The organism is Senimuribacter intestinalis, assembly GCF_943192965.1.
GTDB classification, from domain to species: Bacteria; Bacillota; Clostridia; order Peptostreptococcales; family Anaerovoracaceae; genus Senimuribacter; species Senimuribacter intestinalis.
Genome location: NZ_CALPCF010000003.1, coordinates 218,758 through 234,426, shown reverse-complemented (window position 1 = coordinate 234,426; position 15,669 = coordinate 218,758). Strand labels below are relative to the sequence as shown.

Annotated in this window: 16 protein-coding genes; 14 read left to right on the top strand and 2 right to left on the bottom strand. The window is 44.0% G+C overall.

The features are described from left to right. Window positions 1-21: 21 nt before the first annotated feature. The 11 genes from NFR88_RS04520 (at window position 22) to NFR88_RS04470 (ending at window position 9,699) form a co-directional block, all read left to right on the top strand. Window positions 22-279 (top strand): putative Se/S carrier protein, encoded by a 258-nt coding sequence (locus tag NFR88_RS04520; protein WP_160201486.1) that lies wholly within the window; start codon window positions 22-24, stop codon window positions 277-279. A gap of 134 nt (window positions 280-413) precedes the next feature. Then, complete coding sequence (locus NFR88_RS04515; protein ID WP_160201487.1) at window positions 414-1,319, top strand: DNA/RNA non-specific endonuclease; 906 nt, start codon at window positions 414-416, stop codon at window positions 1,317-1,319. A 148-nt stretch (window positions 1,320-1,467) separates the two neighbouring features. Beyond that, window positions 1,468-2,790, top strand: a complete 1,323-nt coding sequence (gene rsxC, locus NFR88_RS04510) for an electron transport complex subunit RsxC (RefSeq protein ID WP_160201488.1) — start codon at window positions 1,468-1,470, stop codon at window positions 2,788-2,790. A 16-nt stretch (window positions 2,791-2,806) separates the two neighbouring features. Beyond that, entirely contained in the window at window positions 2,807-3,751 is a 945-nt protein-coding gene (locus tag NFR88_RS04505) for an RnfABCDGE type electron transport complex subunit D (RefSeq protein ID WP_160201489.1), read from the top strand. Beyond that, window positions 3,748-4,839 (top strand): RnfABCDGE type electron transport complex subunit G, encoded by a 1,092-nt coding sequence (locus NFR88_RS04500; RefSeq protein WP_160201490.1) that lies wholly within the window; start codon window positions 3,748-3,750, stop codon window positions 4,837-4,839. The genes NFR88_RS04505 and NFR88_RS04500 overlap by 4 nt, the downstream gene beginning before the upstream one ends. Window positions 4,840-4,844: 5 nt before the next feature. After that, window positions 4,845-5,525: an electron transport complex subunit RsxE gene (gene rsxE, locus NFR88_RS04495; RefSeq protein ID WP_160201491.1), complete on the top strand. Its 681-nt coding sequence runs from the start codon at window positions 4,845-4,847 to the stop codon at window positions 5,523-5,525. After that, on the top strand, window positions 5,518-6,096 hold the full coding sequence (locus NFR88_RS04490) for an electron transport complex protein RnfA (RefSeq protein WP_160201492.1): 579 nt from the start codon (window positions 5,518-5,520) through the stop codon (window positions 6,094-6,096). The genes rsxE and NFR88_RS04490 overlap by 8 nt, the downstream gene beginning before the upstream one ends. A gap of 14 nt (window positions 6,097-6,110) precedes the next feature. After that, a complete protein-coding gene (locus tag NFR88_RS04485) occupies window positions 6,111-6,911 on the top strand; it encodes an RnfABCDGE type electron transport complex subunit B (protein ID WP_160201493.1) in 801 nt (266 codons plus the stop codon). Window positions 6,912-7,021: 110 nt separating this feature from the next. Further along, window positions 7,022-7,996, top strand: coding sequence for a hypothetical protein (locus NFR88_RS04480; protein WP_251613807.1), 975 nt, complete (start codon window positions 7,022-7,024; stop codon window positions 7,994-7,996). Window positions 7,997-8,054: 58 nt separating this feature from the next. Further along, on the top strand, window positions 8,055-9,101 hold the full coding sequence (locus tag NFR88_RS04475) for an FAD:protein FMN transferase (protein WP_160201495.1): 1,047 nt from the start codon (window positions 8,055-8,057) through the stop codon (window positions 9,099-9,101). A 10-nt stretch (window positions 9,102-9,111) separates the two neighbouring features. Beyond that, window positions 9,112-9,699 (top strand): FMN-binding protein, encoded by a 588-nt coding sequence (locus NFR88_RS04470; protein WP_251613804.1) that lies wholly within the window; start codon window positions 9,112-9,114, stop codon window positions 9,697-9,699. Window positions 9,700-9,755: 56 nt separating this feature from the next. Here the strand turns inward: NFR88_RS04470 and NFR88_RS04465 are convergent, their stop codons facing one another. Next, window positions 9,756-10,433, bottom strand: a complete 678-nt coding sequence (locus tag NFR88_RS04465; RefSeq protein ID WP_160201497.1) for a GntR family transcriptional regulator — start codon at window positions 10,431-10,433, stop codon at window positions 9,756-9,758. A 313-nt stretch (window positions 10,434-10,746) separates the two neighbouring features. Between NFR88_RS04465 and NFR88_RS04460 the strand changes: the two genes are divergently transcribed. Next, on the top strand, window positions 10,747-11,430 hold the full coding sequence (locus tag NFR88_RS04460; protein WP_371874433.1) for a PhzF family phenazine biosynthesis protein: 684 nt from the start codon (window positions 10,747-10,749) through the stop codon (window positions 11,428-11,430). A 54-nt stretch (window positions 11,431-11,484) separates the two neighbouring features. Here the strand turns inward: NFR88_RS04460 and NFR88_RS04455 are convergent, their stop codons facing one another. Then, window positions 11,485-12,147: a GntR family transcriptional regulator gene (locus tag NFR88_RS04455; RefSeq protein WP_251613801.1), complete on the bottom strand. Its 663-nt coding sequence runs from the start codon at window positions 12,145-12,147 to the stop codon at window positions 11,485-11,487. Between the two features lie 234 nt (window positions 12,148-12,381). Here NFR88_RS04455 and NFR88_RS04450 point away from each other — a divergent pair, with 234 nt between their 5' ends. Both NFR88_RS04450 and hypD read left to right on the top strand, forming a co-directional pair. Continuing rightward, window positions 12,382-13,287: a glycyl-radical enzyme activating protein gene (locus tag NFR88_RS04450; protein ID WP_161907697.1), complete on the top strand. Its 906-nt coding sequence runs from the start codon at window positions 12,382-12,384 to the stop codon at window positions 13,285-13,287. A gap of 4 nt (window positions 13,288-13,291) precedes the next feature. After that, the gene (gene hypD / locus NFR88_RS04445; RefSeq protein ID WP_251613798.1) at window positions 13,292-15,667 is read left to right on the top strand and encodes a trans-4-hydroxy-L-proline dehydratase; all 2,376 of its coding nucleotides are present in this window, start codon (window positions 13,292-13,294) and stop codon (window positions 15,665-15,667) included. Window positions 15,668-15,669: the final 2 nt, after the last annotated feature.

Below are 15,669 nucleotides of genomic sequence, written 5' to 3'. Positions count from 1 at the left end.
AGCACATAGAAGGAGACTACCATGGAGAATGAGTATATTCTTTCCTTTTCTTCTTTTTATAAAGCAGCCTATGCCAAAGATGTCCTGGAGGAAAATGGATTTCATGCTGCCCTGCGAAAGTTGCCTCCGCAGATAACCCATTCCTGCAGCACCGGACTCTATCTGAGGATTGACTCAATAGAACGGGTGCGGGGAGTGTTGGCAGAACGGCAGATTACAACTCGAGGAATCTATCAGGTGACTCGTATTGGCGGAACAAAGTCTTATAGAAGTGTGTAAAAAGAGATAGGATCCAAACTGTGCATTCAGTGCCACATTGAATGCACAGTTTTTCTTTTTTTGAAAATAGCTCTTGACGAACGAATGTTCTTTTGGGATAATGAAATAGAATAAATAGATAGGAGCGTGCAGGAATGGATTTATACAAATTGTTTTATAATAAGAATAGAGTTTTAATACTGATTTTAACTTTGACAGTATTATTGTCCGGGTGCAGTCAGCTTGAGCAGATGGGGATTTTAGAAACTTCAGAGACTGCGTCTTATTCTCTTTCAGAAATTCCGCCTTATGAGAACAGCCCTTATGTTGTACTGGAAGATAATATGCCAGCGTTTTCAGAAGCAGATATGTCCACAGAATCCTTTGAGACATATAGCGATCTGGACCGTCTTGGACGCTGCGGTGTTGCTTTTGCCAATGTAGGCAGGGATTTAATGCCCACCGAAAAGAGAGGCAGCATCGGCATGGTCAAGCCGTCCGGCTGGCAGCTTGCCAAATACGACATTGTAGACGGAAAATATCTTTATAATCGCTGCCATCTTCTGGGATATCAGCTAACTGGAGAGAATGCCAATGAGCAAAATCTCATTACCGGCACCAGATATATGAATGTGGACGGAATGCTTCCCTTTGAGGATATGGTGGCGGATTATGTAAAAGAAACAGGCGGACATGTGTTGTATCGTGTAACGCCAATTTATGATGGAAACGATTTAGTAGCCAGAGGAGTGCAGATGGAAGGATATTCTGTGGAGGACGATGGCGAGGGTGTTTGTTTTAATGTATTTGTTTATAATGTACAGCCAGGAATCGAAATTGATTACAGCAATGGGGCTAATCGACTCGACCTAAATAATGCAGCAGCGCAGGATGATGAAGAGGAGAAAATTGTCGAAGAGATAAGGGGTAATAAACGCTCTAAGATTTATCACTGCCCGGGTCAGCGAGCTTATGAGGAGATGGAAGATTCCAAGAATCTGATTATTTTTGATTCAGAGGAAGAAGCGATTGAGGCAGGATATCGAAAGGCAAAACAGTAGATGGAATAGACTGAATAATATATATTAAAAAATATTATACATATATTAGGAAATTTTGTCAAGAAATTAACAAAATCGTTGCTAGTACTAAAGTACTATGCTAGAATAAGATATAAAACTGCCTATTTAATAAGAGGAGCGTGATTGAATGAGTCAAAATAAGGCAAAAAAAGGAGCTCATCCGTATGAAGGGAAGGAGCTATCCAAAGATAGTCCTATCACTTCTGTCTCTGCGACAAATACCATGGTATATCCTTTGCTGCAGCATATTGGAGCGCCGGCGAAAGCAATTGTTTCACCGGGTGAACGTGTACTAAAAGGACAAATGATTGCAGAATCTGACGGGTATATTTCTGCATCAATTTACAGCGCAGTGTCAGGAACGGTAAAGTCCATTGAAAAGCGAACTGTTGTAAACGGAGAAAAAACAGACTGTATTATAATCGAAAACGATAATGTGAATGAAACCGTAGATGGTTATGGTGAGAGCCGTGATTTGGACAACGTGTCAGCAGAAGCAATTATTGATGCGATTACAGAAGCTGGTATTGTCGGTCTAGGCGGTGCAGGTTTTCCTAGCGGAGTGAAGCTTTCTCCGAAGAATCCGCAGGATATCGATACCATTATTATCAATGGTGCAGAGTGCGAGCCATATTTGACGGCAGATTATCGTTTAATGCTGGAAAGAAGTAATGAAATGATTCTGGGCATCAAAGCTATCCTGAAGCTCTTTGAGAAAGCGAGAGCAGTAATCGGAATAGAGGACAATAAGCCGCAGGCGATTGCGCTGCTTCAGGAAAAGGCTGCAGGCGAAGAGCGAATTTCTGTCGTTTCTTTGAAGACCAAATATCCGCAGGGTGGCGAAAGACAGCTGATTTATGCCGTGACAGGAAGAAAAATCAATTCTAAAATGCTGCCGGCGGACAAAGGGTGTTTGGTTGTCAATGCAGCTACTTGCTTTGCAATATATGAAGCAGTATATCAGAATATGCCGCTGATTCACAGGGTTATGACAATTACAGGTGAGGGTGTAAATACGCCTTGTAATTTAGATGTTCCGCTGGGGATGTCTTTCGGTGAAGTACTGGAAGCTGCCGGGGGTGCGAGAGAGGACGCAGTGAAATTTATTGCCGGAGGACCTATGATGGGGGCAGCACTTAGCACTTTGGATGTTCCTGTGGTGAAAACCTCCTCTGCGATTCTTGTATTCAATCAGGATGATGTAGCTGCACTTGCCCAGTCGGCATGTATCCATTGTGGCAGATGTGTAGGCGTTTGTCCGAGTGATTTGGTTCCGCAAATGCTCGCAAAAGAAATTAAGGCAGAGAATTATGAGAAGTTCGACCGTTTAGGTGGTATGGAATGTATGGAGTGCGGTTGCTGTACTTATGGCTGTCCAGCAAAGATTCCACTCACGCAGATGTTTAAGCTAGGCAAGGCAAAAGTGCGTGAAATGCGTATCATTGGTTAAGAAGTAGAGGTGTTTTATGTATAATGTTTCAGTGTCTCCTCATGTGAGGGAGCAAAGTACGACCCAGTCTATTATGCGGGATGTAATCATTGCACTTCTTCCGATTCTCGCCTTTGGCGTGTATCATTTCGGAATAGGTGCACTGCAGGTAATTATTATTTCAGTAGTGACCTGTGTAATTGGAGAGATTTTATTTGATTTAGCAGTCAAGAAACCGGTGACTGTCTTTGATGGCAGTGCAGTAGTGACAGGATTGATTCTCGCAATCAATCTGCCGGCTACAGCAATATGGTGGATGCCAGTACTGGGAGGTCTCTTTGCTATCGTTGCAGTAAAAATGCTGTTTGGCGGTCTGGGGCAGAACTTTATGAATCCTGCGTTGGCAGCAAGATGTTTTCTGTTAATTTCATTTTCAGGAAGAATGACAGATTTTACTATGGATGGTGTTTCCTCTGCAACTCCGCTTGCAGCAATGAAGGCCGGAGAACTGCCTGATTTGCTGTCATTGTTTTTAGGCTTCCACGGCGGATGTATCGGAGAGGTATCCGCGCTGGCAATTTTTGCGGGAGGTATTTATCTGATTGTAAAGAAAGTGATTTCTGTGAGAATTCCGCTTACTTATATACTGTCAACGGCAGCATTTATTCTGCTGATTAATTTGATTAACGGTGGTGACATCAGTACGAATTATCTGTTAGCACAGGTTCTTTCTGGTGGTCTTCTTGTAGGAGCATTCTTTATGGCGACAGATTATGCGACTAGCCCGATTACGCCGAAGGGACAATTACTCTATGGCATTCTTCTGGGATTGTTCACAGCTCTGTTTAGAACCGTAGGTTCTTCCGCAGAAGGTGTGTCCTATGCGATTATTATCTGCAACCTTCTTGTTCCGCTGATTGAGAATATTACAATTCCAAAGCCTTTCGGCAGTGAAAAGGCGAAAGGAGGAAGCAAAGCATGAAAAAGAAAACGGCAACGGTTGCCAATACATTAGTATTAGTAGTTGTTACTTTTATAGCGATTCTGGCATTATCGGTTGTCTATCAGGTTACCAAGGGTCCGATTGACCAGGCAGAAATCAACGCCAGAGCAGAAGTTTACAAAGTTGTGTATCCAGAGGCAAAGGGTTTTGCTCAGATTGATAACACAGATGCGCTTCTTGAAGGCTCGGCAGAAATGCTGGCTGGAGCAGGATACGACGGATGCTTTATTAACGATGTTTTAGCAGTAATCGACCCGGCAGATTCCAGTGCGACACCAAAGGGTTATGTTATCGCAGCAACTTCCCCTAGCGGATACGGCGGTAACATTCAGATTGCAGTCGGAATTACTTCTGATGGCACATTGACAGGGTTTAATGTAGTATCCCATTCGGAAACTGCAGGACTTGGCTCCAAGTGTACAGAGCCTGCTTTTACAGAGCAATTTAAAGGAAAAAAAGCAGAACAGCTCGCATATAGCAAGACTGGCGCTTCTGCTGACAATGAAATTGATGCTATTGGCGGTGCAACCATTACGACAGGTGCTGTAACCGATGCAGCCAATGCAGCCATCGCATTCTACCAAGCTAACTTCGGCGGCGGGCTTGCGCCGACAGAGGAGGCAGACCCGATGGAAAAAGCGTTCCCGGGCATTGCTCCGGAAGAATTGACAGACATTGAATTCAGTGAAGTCAGCGGTGAAGACTATACAGTCAATGAGGTCAAAGATGCAAAGGGCGAAGGCTATGTCGTTATTGTAACTGCACATAATGGTTATGATGGAGATTTACAGATTGCACTGGGAATCGGAAGCGATGGAGTCATCAAAGGCTTTTCCACGCTGATTTGTAACGAGACAAAGACCCTTGGCGGACAGTGTACCAGCGATGAGTTTGCAGCGCAGTTTATCGGTATGAAGGCAGCGACTGTTTCCCACGTTTCTTCTGGTGCAAAGCAGGAAAACAATGAAATTGACATGATTGCTGGTGCGACAATTACAACGGATGCTGTATTGACAGCGGTAAACGGTGCAATTGAGTATTACAATAATGAACTGAAAGGAGCGTGAGGTAGATGAAAGCAGTATTAGAAAGATTATATAACGGCATCATCAAGGAAAATCCAACCTTTGTGCTCATGCTCGGCATGTGTCCGACTCTTGCAGTAACTACCAGTGCCAGCAACGGTTTCGGTATGGGTATCGCTACCATGGCGGTACTGATTATGTCGAATCTCATCATTTCACTTTTACGGAAGGTGATTCCAAACGGTGTCAGAGTACCGGTTTATATCATCATTATTGCATCATTTGTAACAATTGTGGAACTTTTGATGCATGCATATATGACATTCCTTTATGAAAGTCTAGGAATCTTTATTCCTCTGATTGTAGTAAACTGTATCATTTTAGGAAGAGCAGAGACTTATGCGTCCAAATATGGACCATTCCTATCCATCTTTGATGGTGTAGGCATAGGCCTTGGATTTACCCTAGGGCTTACCGTTATCGGTATGGTGAGAGAACTGATTGGTAATGGGACCATTTTCAACATACAGATTATGCCGGAAAGCTATGAACCGATTTCTATTTTCGTCATGGCACCAGGTGCGTTTTTCGTACTGTCCATACTCTGTATGATTCAGAACAAGCTAAAATTGAAAGGGGCTAACCGTCATGTCAAAGGTGAAGGTGGCTGCAGCGGCAACTGCAAGCAGTGCCCGGCTGTATGTGAGGAGGTAGAGGCAAATGAGTAACAGCTTATTTTTAGTACTTCTTACAACAGCGCTGATTAACAATGTTGTATTGAGTCAGTTTTTAGGAATCTGTCCATTTCTAGGTGTATCTAAGAATGTAAAAACAGCTGCTGGTATGAGTGGTGCAGTAATCTTCGTTATTACTATTGCTTCCGCAGTGTCCAGCTTGCTCTATGATTACTTGCTGGTAAGGTTTGATTTGACTTACCTGAGAACTATCGTGTTCATTATGGTAATCGCTTTTCTGGTACAGCTTGTAGAGCTATTCCTGAAGAAAGCTATTCCGCCGCTTTATCAGAGCTTAGGTGTATTCCTGCCGTTGATTACGACCAACTGTGCGGTGCTTGGTACAGCGCTGACCAACGTGCAGTCAGGAAATGACTTCATCACAAGTGTTGTATCCGGAATTGGAACTGCTGTCGGCTTTGGTATTGCCATCATTATCATGGCGGGTGTGAGAGAAAAGAGCGAGACTAATGATTTCCCTGATTCCTTCAGGGGAACACCGGCTGTATTAATGACAGCTTGTTTGATGTCTATCGCATTTTATGGATTCGGTATGTTAGCATAGAGGAGGGACCAGATATGAATATGAGTGAAATTGTAATCGCAGTCGTTTCTCTGTGTGCGATTAGTGCAATCATCGGTATTGCGCTCAGTATTGCTGAAAAAGTGTTCCACGTAGAAGTCAATGAGCTTGAAGTGGCAGTTCGTGAAGTGTTGCCCGGCAGTAACTGTGGTGGCTGTGGCTACGCAGGCTGTGACGCCCTTGCAAAAGCCATTGCAGAAGGCAGCACTCCAGTAACTGCATGTCCTGTAGGTGGTAAGCCTGTTGCAGAGGAAATCGCAAAGATTATGGGACAGGAAGTAGGCGACATGGAGAAAATGGTTGCTTATGTCAGATGTAACGGAACCAGCGACATGAAACAGGTGGATTATCAGTACATCGGTATCGAAAGCTGTGCTTATGCGGCTAAAATGCCGGGTTCCAGCCCGTATGCCTGCAAATATGGCTGTTTGGGCTATGGTTCCTGCGCAAAGGTTTGTCCGGAGAGAGCAATCCGTATCATCGATAAGAAAGCCGTTGTAGACGAAGCGCTTTGTATTGCCTGCGGAAAGTGTATCAAAGTTTGTCCGCACGACTTAATTGAATTGGTACCGGCTGCTTCAACTCACAGAGTGCAGTGCATATCTCTTGCTAAGGGCAAAGAGGTAATGAACGCCTGCAAAGCAGGATGTATCGGCTGTGGGCTTTGCGCAAAGAACTGCCCATCAGATGCAATTGTAATGGAAAATAACATTGCAAGAATCGATTACAGCAAATGTACGCATTGCGGTGCATGTGCGGAGAAGTGTCCGAGAAAGATTATTAAAGTGTTTGAGTAATCATGAATCTTTGATAAAATATTGACAATTGAGAGATTGTTCGATATAATATAACTATACGCTAATACTAAAATATGAAAAGAAAATTAGGAGAGAAAACTATGCTGAAGATGAAAAAATTATTAATTTCCGCATTGGCGCTCGCTATGGTATTTTCCTTTGCTGCTTGTGGCAGCTCTGATGATGGTGGTGACAATGCTGGCGGCGACGCAAATGCGGCTGGAGCAAAGACTGGTTATGCAGTAGTAAGCTCTATCGCAGATGTTGAAGATGAAACCTTGACTATTGATTCTGTAGTTGCTGCTGTTCTGGTTGATGCTGACGGCAAAATCGTTAGCCTGAAAGTTGACGAAATGCAGATTAAGCCGGACCTTGGAACTGATGACGGCTCTGTTGCTGATCTGAGATCCAAGCTGGAAAAGAAAGAAGACTACAACATGAAGGGCGCTTCCCCAATCGAAAAAGAGTGGTATGAACAGATTGCTGCATTAGAAGAATGGGCAGTAGGTAAATCTGCTGACGAAGTAGCTGCTGGTATCGGTGAAGACGGTTATCCGACTGACGAAGATTTGACTGCCGGCTGCACTATCTTCTTAAACGACATCGTAACAGCAATCACTAACGCAGTTAACAATGCACAGGATTTAGGCGCTTCTGCAGATGATACTCTGAAGCTGGCTGTAACAGCTGAAAAATCTTATCAGAGCAGCGATGAAAATCTGCAGTATGACGCAGCTTATGCAGCTGTAACTGTAGATGCTGAAGGCAAAATTACTTCTTGCCTCATCGACGCTTCTCAGGCAAAATGCGCATTAGACGGCGGAAAATTCAAGGTTGAAGCCGGAAGCTACATGACTAAAAAAGAATTGAAGGAAGACTATAACATGAAGGGTGCTTCCCCAATCGAAAAAGAATGGTACGAACAGGCTGCTGCTTATGAAAAGTGGGCAGTAGGCAAAACTGTAGACGAAATTACTGGAGCTGTTGATGGCGATGGATATCCTACAGATGAAGACCTTCTGGCTGGCTGTACAATTGTAATTTCCGCTATCGCTGCTACTATTGAAGCTGCAATGGCAAAATAATTACTGACGGAGTTTGAAAGAGAGCAAGGGCTTCTTTGCTCTCTTTTCCATAGTAAACATGAAGAAAAAAATTATCCTGTTATTCATCGCATTTGTGATGGTATGCACTGGGTGTGGGAATTCCGAAGGCGGTAAGACGGAGAGGTTTTCCTCAAGTTTTATCGACGTCTTTGATACGGCCTCGACGGTAATTGCTTACGATAATAGCCAGGAGGACTTTGATGCCCATTTAGAAACCTTTCATCAAATGCTGGAAGAATATAATAAGCTGTATGATATTTACAATACTTACGATGGTATGGTGAATCTTGCTGTCATCAATCAGCGTGCAAAAGACGAACCGGTAGAGGTCGATCAAAGGATTATTGATCTTCTGGAATATTGCCGGGAAGTTTACGATATGAGCAATGGACAGACCAACATTTGCTTTGGCACAGTACTTTCTCTCTGGCATGACAGCAGAACCTATTCTGTAAACAACCCCGAAAAAGCGTATCTTCCGGATATGCAGGAGTTGAAGCAGGCGGCAGAACATACAGACTTTGACGACTTAATCATTGATAAAGAAAAACGTACTGTTTATTTTAAGGATCCAAATCTGCGTTTAGATGTAGGTGCTGTAGCAAAGGGATTTGCGGTCAGAGAGGCCTCAGCTTACGCAAAAGAAAATCTCTGGTCCTCGGCGGCAATCAGTATCGGAGGAAATGTAGTAACCTTCGGTTACAAGAATGACGATGGGAAGACACTTTGGAACATCGGGATAGAAAGTCCTGACCCTGACAGCAAGGAAAACCTTGAGAGTCTTGCAATCACAGAGCTTTCAGTAGTAACTAGCGGAGATTATCAGAGATATTATATCGTTGATGGAAAGAAATACTGCCACATTATCAATCCGAAGACTCTAATGCCGGCGGAATATATGGCAAGCGTTTCGGTGCTTTGCAAGGATTCTGCGCTGGGCGATGCCTTGTCCACAACTCTTTTCAATATGTCAATTGAGGAGGGACGCAGTCTTGTGGATTCCATGGACGATGTGGAAGCCGTTTGGGTGGATAAAGACTATAAAAAGACCTATAGCGCAGGTTTTGAGCAATATATAAAATAGGAGGAATAGTATGAAACAGAGTGCACATTTTAATCCGAAATCTACCAGCTGGGTGATTTCGCTGGTTGTCATGATTGCAGTTTCTGCGGCAGTGATTTTTGGTTCAGAGGCGATTTATGGCAGTGCAAATAAGAAATATACAGAACCTGTGGAAGTGGACTTTACCATTGCCTCCACACAGGATATTGATATCGCAGGCACCAATGCAGCAGACTATAACGTAACTGCAGTGGAAGAAGCGTACGATACAGCTGGTGCTTTGGTAGGCTATGTTGTAAAGGGAACTACAGTAGGCTACAATGCTGAAGAGCCGATTGAACTGGCTGTCACTATTTCTGCAGATGGCACGTTAGTGCTTGGTGTTGATGTACTACGCCAGAAAGAAACTGAATATCTGGGCGAAAAAATCGCAACAGATGCTTTTAAAGGTCAGTTTACAGGAAGATATCTGCCGGTTGTGATTGCAGGCGAAACTGCACAGGGCTCTCCAATTGATGCAATTTCCAAGGCAACCATTTCTTCTAAGGCGGTGGTGGACGGTGTAAACCGCGCACAGGAATTTGTATTGGCAAACTATACAGTATCTGCTGCTGAATAAATATCGAGTATAAAAGACCTGGCAAATCATTGTCAGGTCTTTTAATATGCGTGCGGTTATTTAAATGTATCCTTTGCTTTTGGAGCTTCTTTGTAGGCGTTGAGTGCGTATACCATGTTGTATTGCAGGTGCAGCCGCATGATATTAGCAGCTTCATCAAAATCTCCTAGCTTGATATTCTCTAAAATCTCGCGGTGCCCCATATGAATGTTTTCTACATGAACAGGATCGTCATAATAGTACATATTAGAGAAGAAGTAAATCTTAGCACGTACTTTTTTAGCGGCTTCATCTAGGTAATGATTTTGGGCATGGCGGTAAAATACGAGATGAACGTCATCAGAATAGTATCGCCATTTATCGATATTACCCTCAGACAGATATTTATCCCCGGCTTCCATGATTTTTTCAAGTTCGTAAATAAGCGGCGCTGTAGTGAAGGAATTTTTGCAGAAAAGGATGGCAAGTGCGTCAAGTTCGCTGATACATTGATAAAGTTTCTGGATATCCGATTCAGTGAATTCTGTTACTGCAACACCTAAATTGGAATAGTAGTTAACTAGACCATCGTCGATCAGTCTGGTTAAGGCCTCTCGAACCGGTGTCTGACTGACCTGAAAACGGTTCTTCAAATCGTGCAGGGTCAGTTTCTGCCCAAATATGAGTTTCTGTGTTGTGATATCGTGGAAAAGTTCCTGATAAATCTGTTCGGATAAAGTAGTTTTATTGCTCATTGAAGTCCTCTCAAAATCAATAAAAGAATATCTGTATTTTACCATATTATATAGAAAAATGCAAATTGTTTATAATATAAAGATAAATTTTGCAAAATAGTAAAGAAAAATTTGTGCAGAAATAAGAACGCAATAAACCGTCTTATGAAGAATTGATTTTAAAATCAGTGCTTTTATGCTATAATGATGACAACTTTGGCAAGGAGGAGTTCAACATGATAAAGCAATATGTGGTTGACGCTTTTACGGATCGCGTATTTGGGGTAATCCTGCCGCGATCTGTATTTTAGAACAGTGGATATCAGATGAACTGATGATGGATATTACAATAGAAAATAATTTGTTCGAAACGGCTTTTGCAGTGAAGGAGGGAGACGGATACCATTTGCGGTGGTTTACACCGGGTGGAGAAATTGACCTTTGTGGACATGCTACCCTGGCGACAGCTTTTGTTTTAATGCAGGAATATGAAAGGGGTGCAGAGCAGATTATATTTCATACCTTGAGCGGCAAGCTGACAGTGGTGAAAGCCGGCGATCTTTACGAGATGGATTTTCCCGCTTATAATCTGCAGCCGGTAGCGGTGACAGAAGAAATGATAGCGGCAATCGGCGCAAGACCGAAGGCGGCCTATATGGGACGCGACCTTCTTTGTGTATTTGATGATGTTGGGATTATAGAAAGCCTTGCGCCGAATCAGGAAAAGCTAAAAGCTCTGGATGGTTTACTGTTGCAGGTAACTGCACCGGGAAACGATGTGGACTGCGTGTCTCGCACCTTTGCGCCGAAACTAAATGTGTCGGAAGACCCAGTTTGTGGTTCTGGGCACTGCCATATCATACCATACTGGGCAGAGGTCTTGGGGAAAAAAGAACTAATCGCATATCAAGCGTCTAAAAGAGGAGGTACCTTGTATTGCAGACTTGACGCAGATCGCGTAAAGCTGGCAGGAAAAGCAGCGCTTTATTCTGTCGCAGAACTTAACGTAGACAGATAATCTCATCAATTTAAAAAGCTGTCTTGCATTTTATAGGCAAGACAGCTTTTGCTTTTAATTATTCTTTTTTTGATATTCCTGATAAGCATTCAGAGCATAGACCATATCGAACTGGAGATGCTTGCGCATGAGGTTTGCTGCGCTGTCAAAATCACCTTTGCTGATATACTGGAAAATTTCACCGTGGCGGAGGTTGATTTCGTCCACATTGACTGGCTGATAATATAAGCAGGACAGTACCTCGACCTGGGAGCGCAGTCTCTTGGCTGCATCGTTAAGATACTCATTCTGTGCATGCCGGTAAAAGGCAATGTGGAACTCCTCAGAGTAATCTTTCCATTCATTTATCTTGTTATCAGCAAGAAGGGCATTGCCTTTCTTGATAATCTGCTCCAGCTCAAAGACAAGGGGAGCTTCGGAAAAGGAATTTTTACAAAACTGGATTGCCAGTGCATCAAGTTCCCCAATCAGCTGGAAAATTTGGCGAATATCACTTTCGGTAAATTGCCTTACGGTAACGCCGCAGTTGGAGTAGTAGGTAACCAGCCCATTTTCAGAAAGCCGGGTCAGCGCTTCTCTAATCGGGGTATGACTTACATTGAATCGCTCTTTTAGCATTTTTAGCGTAAGCTTTTGACCGCAGACCAGTCTCTGGTCAGTAATATCATGATAAAGTTCATCGTAAATATGCTCGGATAATGTAGTACTGTTTGCCATGATGAATCCTCCTAAAACAATCTATTTATATTTTAGCAAAATTTTGAAGAAAATTCAAGAGATAAATAAAAAGAGATAATATATTGCAAAATATTACAATTTTAATCAAAAATATTTGAGTACAGTACAAAATATTGCGAACAATTTGCAAGAACTGTTGACAGAAAAATAGAACTAGTGATATAATTAGACTATAGTACAAACCGAAGTTCAATAAAATAAAGGAAATGATTGATGACATACATAACCAATATTCAGAAATATTGCATTCATGACGGAGCGGGCATCAGAACCACAGTATTTTTCAAGGGGTGTCCATTGAAATGCAAGTGGTGTCACAACCCGGAAACGCAGAATCCGGACAGACAGATTCGCATCTTTCAAGAGCGGTGTGTCTCTTGCGGCGGCTGTATCAAGACCTGCGGAATTGGTGCGATTCAAATGCAGGAAGATGGGATATCTGTAGATATGAATCTTTGCAGAAAATGCGGCAAATGTGTAGACTCTTGCAAGCATCAGGCGCTTGAAAGAGTAGGGCGCAGCTATGAAGCTGCGAAGCTGGTAAAAATGCTGGAAGCAGATCAGATTTTTTATGAGGAATCTGACGGAGGCGTAACCCTTTCCGGCGGTGAAGTTATGGGGGTTGAGACGGGCTATTTGAAGAACCTGGTGCAGGCGCTTTACGATAGGGGCATTTCAGTCAATATTGACACCTGTGGTTTTTGTTCATGGGAGAAATTTGAAGAAATTTTACCTTATATAGATACTTTTTTATATGATTTAAAAGCGTTAGATTTGGAAAAACACCAGCATTATACAGGCGTGGACAATAATCTGATTTTAGAAAATCTGCAGAAGCTGTCAAAAACAGGTGCTAAGATCTGGCTCAGGCTGCCTCTGGCAAAGCCGGTCAACAGTTCGTCAGAAGATATAGAATCTGTTGGACGCTGGCTCAGAGAGAATCACATAGCGCCGGCACAAATCAATTTAATTCCGTATCATGATCACGGCAAAGATAAATACCGGCAGCTGGGTGAAACCTACGAAGATGTATTTGCGCCGCCGACAGATGGCGAATTGTCGGATTATCAGAACATATTACAGCAAATGGGATTTCAGAACGTAAAGATTGGAGGATAAGAAGATGGAACAAAGAGGCATGAATGAGAGAGTGCAGAAGCTGCGGGAAAAGAGCGTAACCACTCAGCCTTACATCGACATGGAGCGCGCGAAGATTATGACGGAAACCTATAAGCAGTTTGAGGGAGTGCTTTCCGTACCGGAGCTGCGGGGACAGGCGCTGAAGGATTACTGTGAGAAAAAGACCCTTTACATCGGCGAAGGGGAATTGATTGTGGGAGAAAAAGGTGCGTCGCCCCAAGGTGCGCCGACCTTTCCAGAACTTTGCTGTCACAGTATGGAAGACATGCACGTGATGAACGACAGGGATTTAATCAATTTTTCTGTCGATGAGGCGGGATTTGCACTGCAGGAAGCGGAGATTATCCCTTACTGGCAGAATCGCACCATCAGGAAGAAAATTTTAGACCATATGAGCCAGGAATGGAAAGATGCTTATGAAGCAGGGATTTTTACAGAGTTCATGGAGCAGAGAGGTCCGGGACATACCGTTTGTGGCAATCGGATTTACGTGGAAGGATTTGCAGAGCGTATTGAAAGAATTGAAACAGAGCTAAAAAACATCGATTATTATAACGACCCGCAGGCACTGGCAAAGGAACACGAACTGAAAGGTATGAAGCTGGCGTGCGAGGGCATTATCGCACTGGGCGCAAGATATGCAAGCTATGCAGGCGAGCTTGCGGAACAGGAAACTGACGAAAAACGCAAGGCGGAGCTTCAGCAGATTTCCGAAAACTGCAGGGTAGTACCGGAGCATGCGCCGAAAACCTTTTGGCAGGCGATTCAGATGTACTGGTTTGTACATATCTGCGTGACTGGCGAACTGAACAACTGGGATGCGTTTTCACCGGGCAGACTGGATCAACATTTGATTCCATTTTATAGAAAAGACACCGAAGACGGCGTCCTGGACAGAGAAAAAGCGCTGGAACTTTTGGAGTGCCTGTGGGTAAAATTCAACAACCAGCCGGCGCCGCCGAAGGTAGGCATCACCTTGAAAGAAAGCAGCACCTATACGGACTTTGTAAACATCAATACCGGCGGGATCACGCCGGACGGGGAAAACGGCGTCAACGAGGTCAGCTATCTGATCTTAGACTGTATGGACGACATGCGTCTGCTACAGCCTAGCTCCAACGTGCAGATCAGCAGAAAAACGCCGAAAAAATTCCTGAAAAGAGCCTGTGAGATTTCCAGACAGGGATGGGGACAGCCGGCATTTTATAATACAGAAGCCATCGTCATGGAACTGGTCAATGCAGGAAAATCCATTGCGGATGCTCGCCTTGGCGGCACCAGCGGCTGCGTAGAAACCGGCGCGTTCGGAAACGAAGCATATATTTTGAACGGGTACTTCAACCTGCCGAAGATTTTGGAAATCACTCTGCACAATGGCTTTGACCCGGTAGGCGGAAAGCGGCTGGGACTGAAGACCGGCGAGGCTACAGATTATCACAGCTATGAGGAGTTAGAAAAAGCATACTTCGCGCAGGTGGAATACTTCCTGGACATCAAGGTGAGAGGCACCAATGTGATAGAGCAGATTTACGCGAAGAACATGCCGGTACCCCTTCTTTCCTCCATTACCAACGACTGTATCGCAAAAGGCATGGATTACAATGCAGGAGGCGCCAGATACAATACCAGCTATATTCAGGGGGTCGGCATCGGCACCATTACCGACTGTCTGTCCGCGATTAAATACAACGTTTACGATGAAAAGCGTTTTGATATGAAGCAGCTGATGGAAGCGCTGGCAGACGACTTTGCAGGCCACGATGATATCTATCACTGGGTACACGACGCTAGCCCGAAATACGGCAATGACGACGATTACGCGGACGACATCATGAAAAAAGTTTTCGCCTATTTCAGAGATTCCGTAACGGGAAGACCGAATACTAAGGGCGGACATTTCCGCATCGATATGCTGCCGACTACCTGTCACGTTTATTTCGGCGAGGTGATGCTGGCAAGCGCCAACGGCAGACACGCCCACATGCCGGTATCCGAGGGGATTTCACCGGAAAAAGGGGCGGACATTTACGGACCGACCAGCGTCATCAAATCGGCGGCAAAGATGGATCATCTGACCACAGGCGGCACCCTGCTCAACCAGAAATTTACGCCGAAAACCGTGGAAGGAGATACGGGTCTGGAACAGATGGCAAACCTGATTCGATCCTATTTTGCCATGGATGGTCACCACATCCAGTTTAACGTGGTGGGCAGAGATACGTTGATTGAGGCGCAGAAACATCCGGAGGAAAACAAGGATTTGATCGTGCGCGTGGCGGGTTACAGCGACTATTTCCGCAACCTGTCCAAAGCGCTGCAGGATGAAATCATCATGAGAACCGAACAGGATTTTAACTAGGA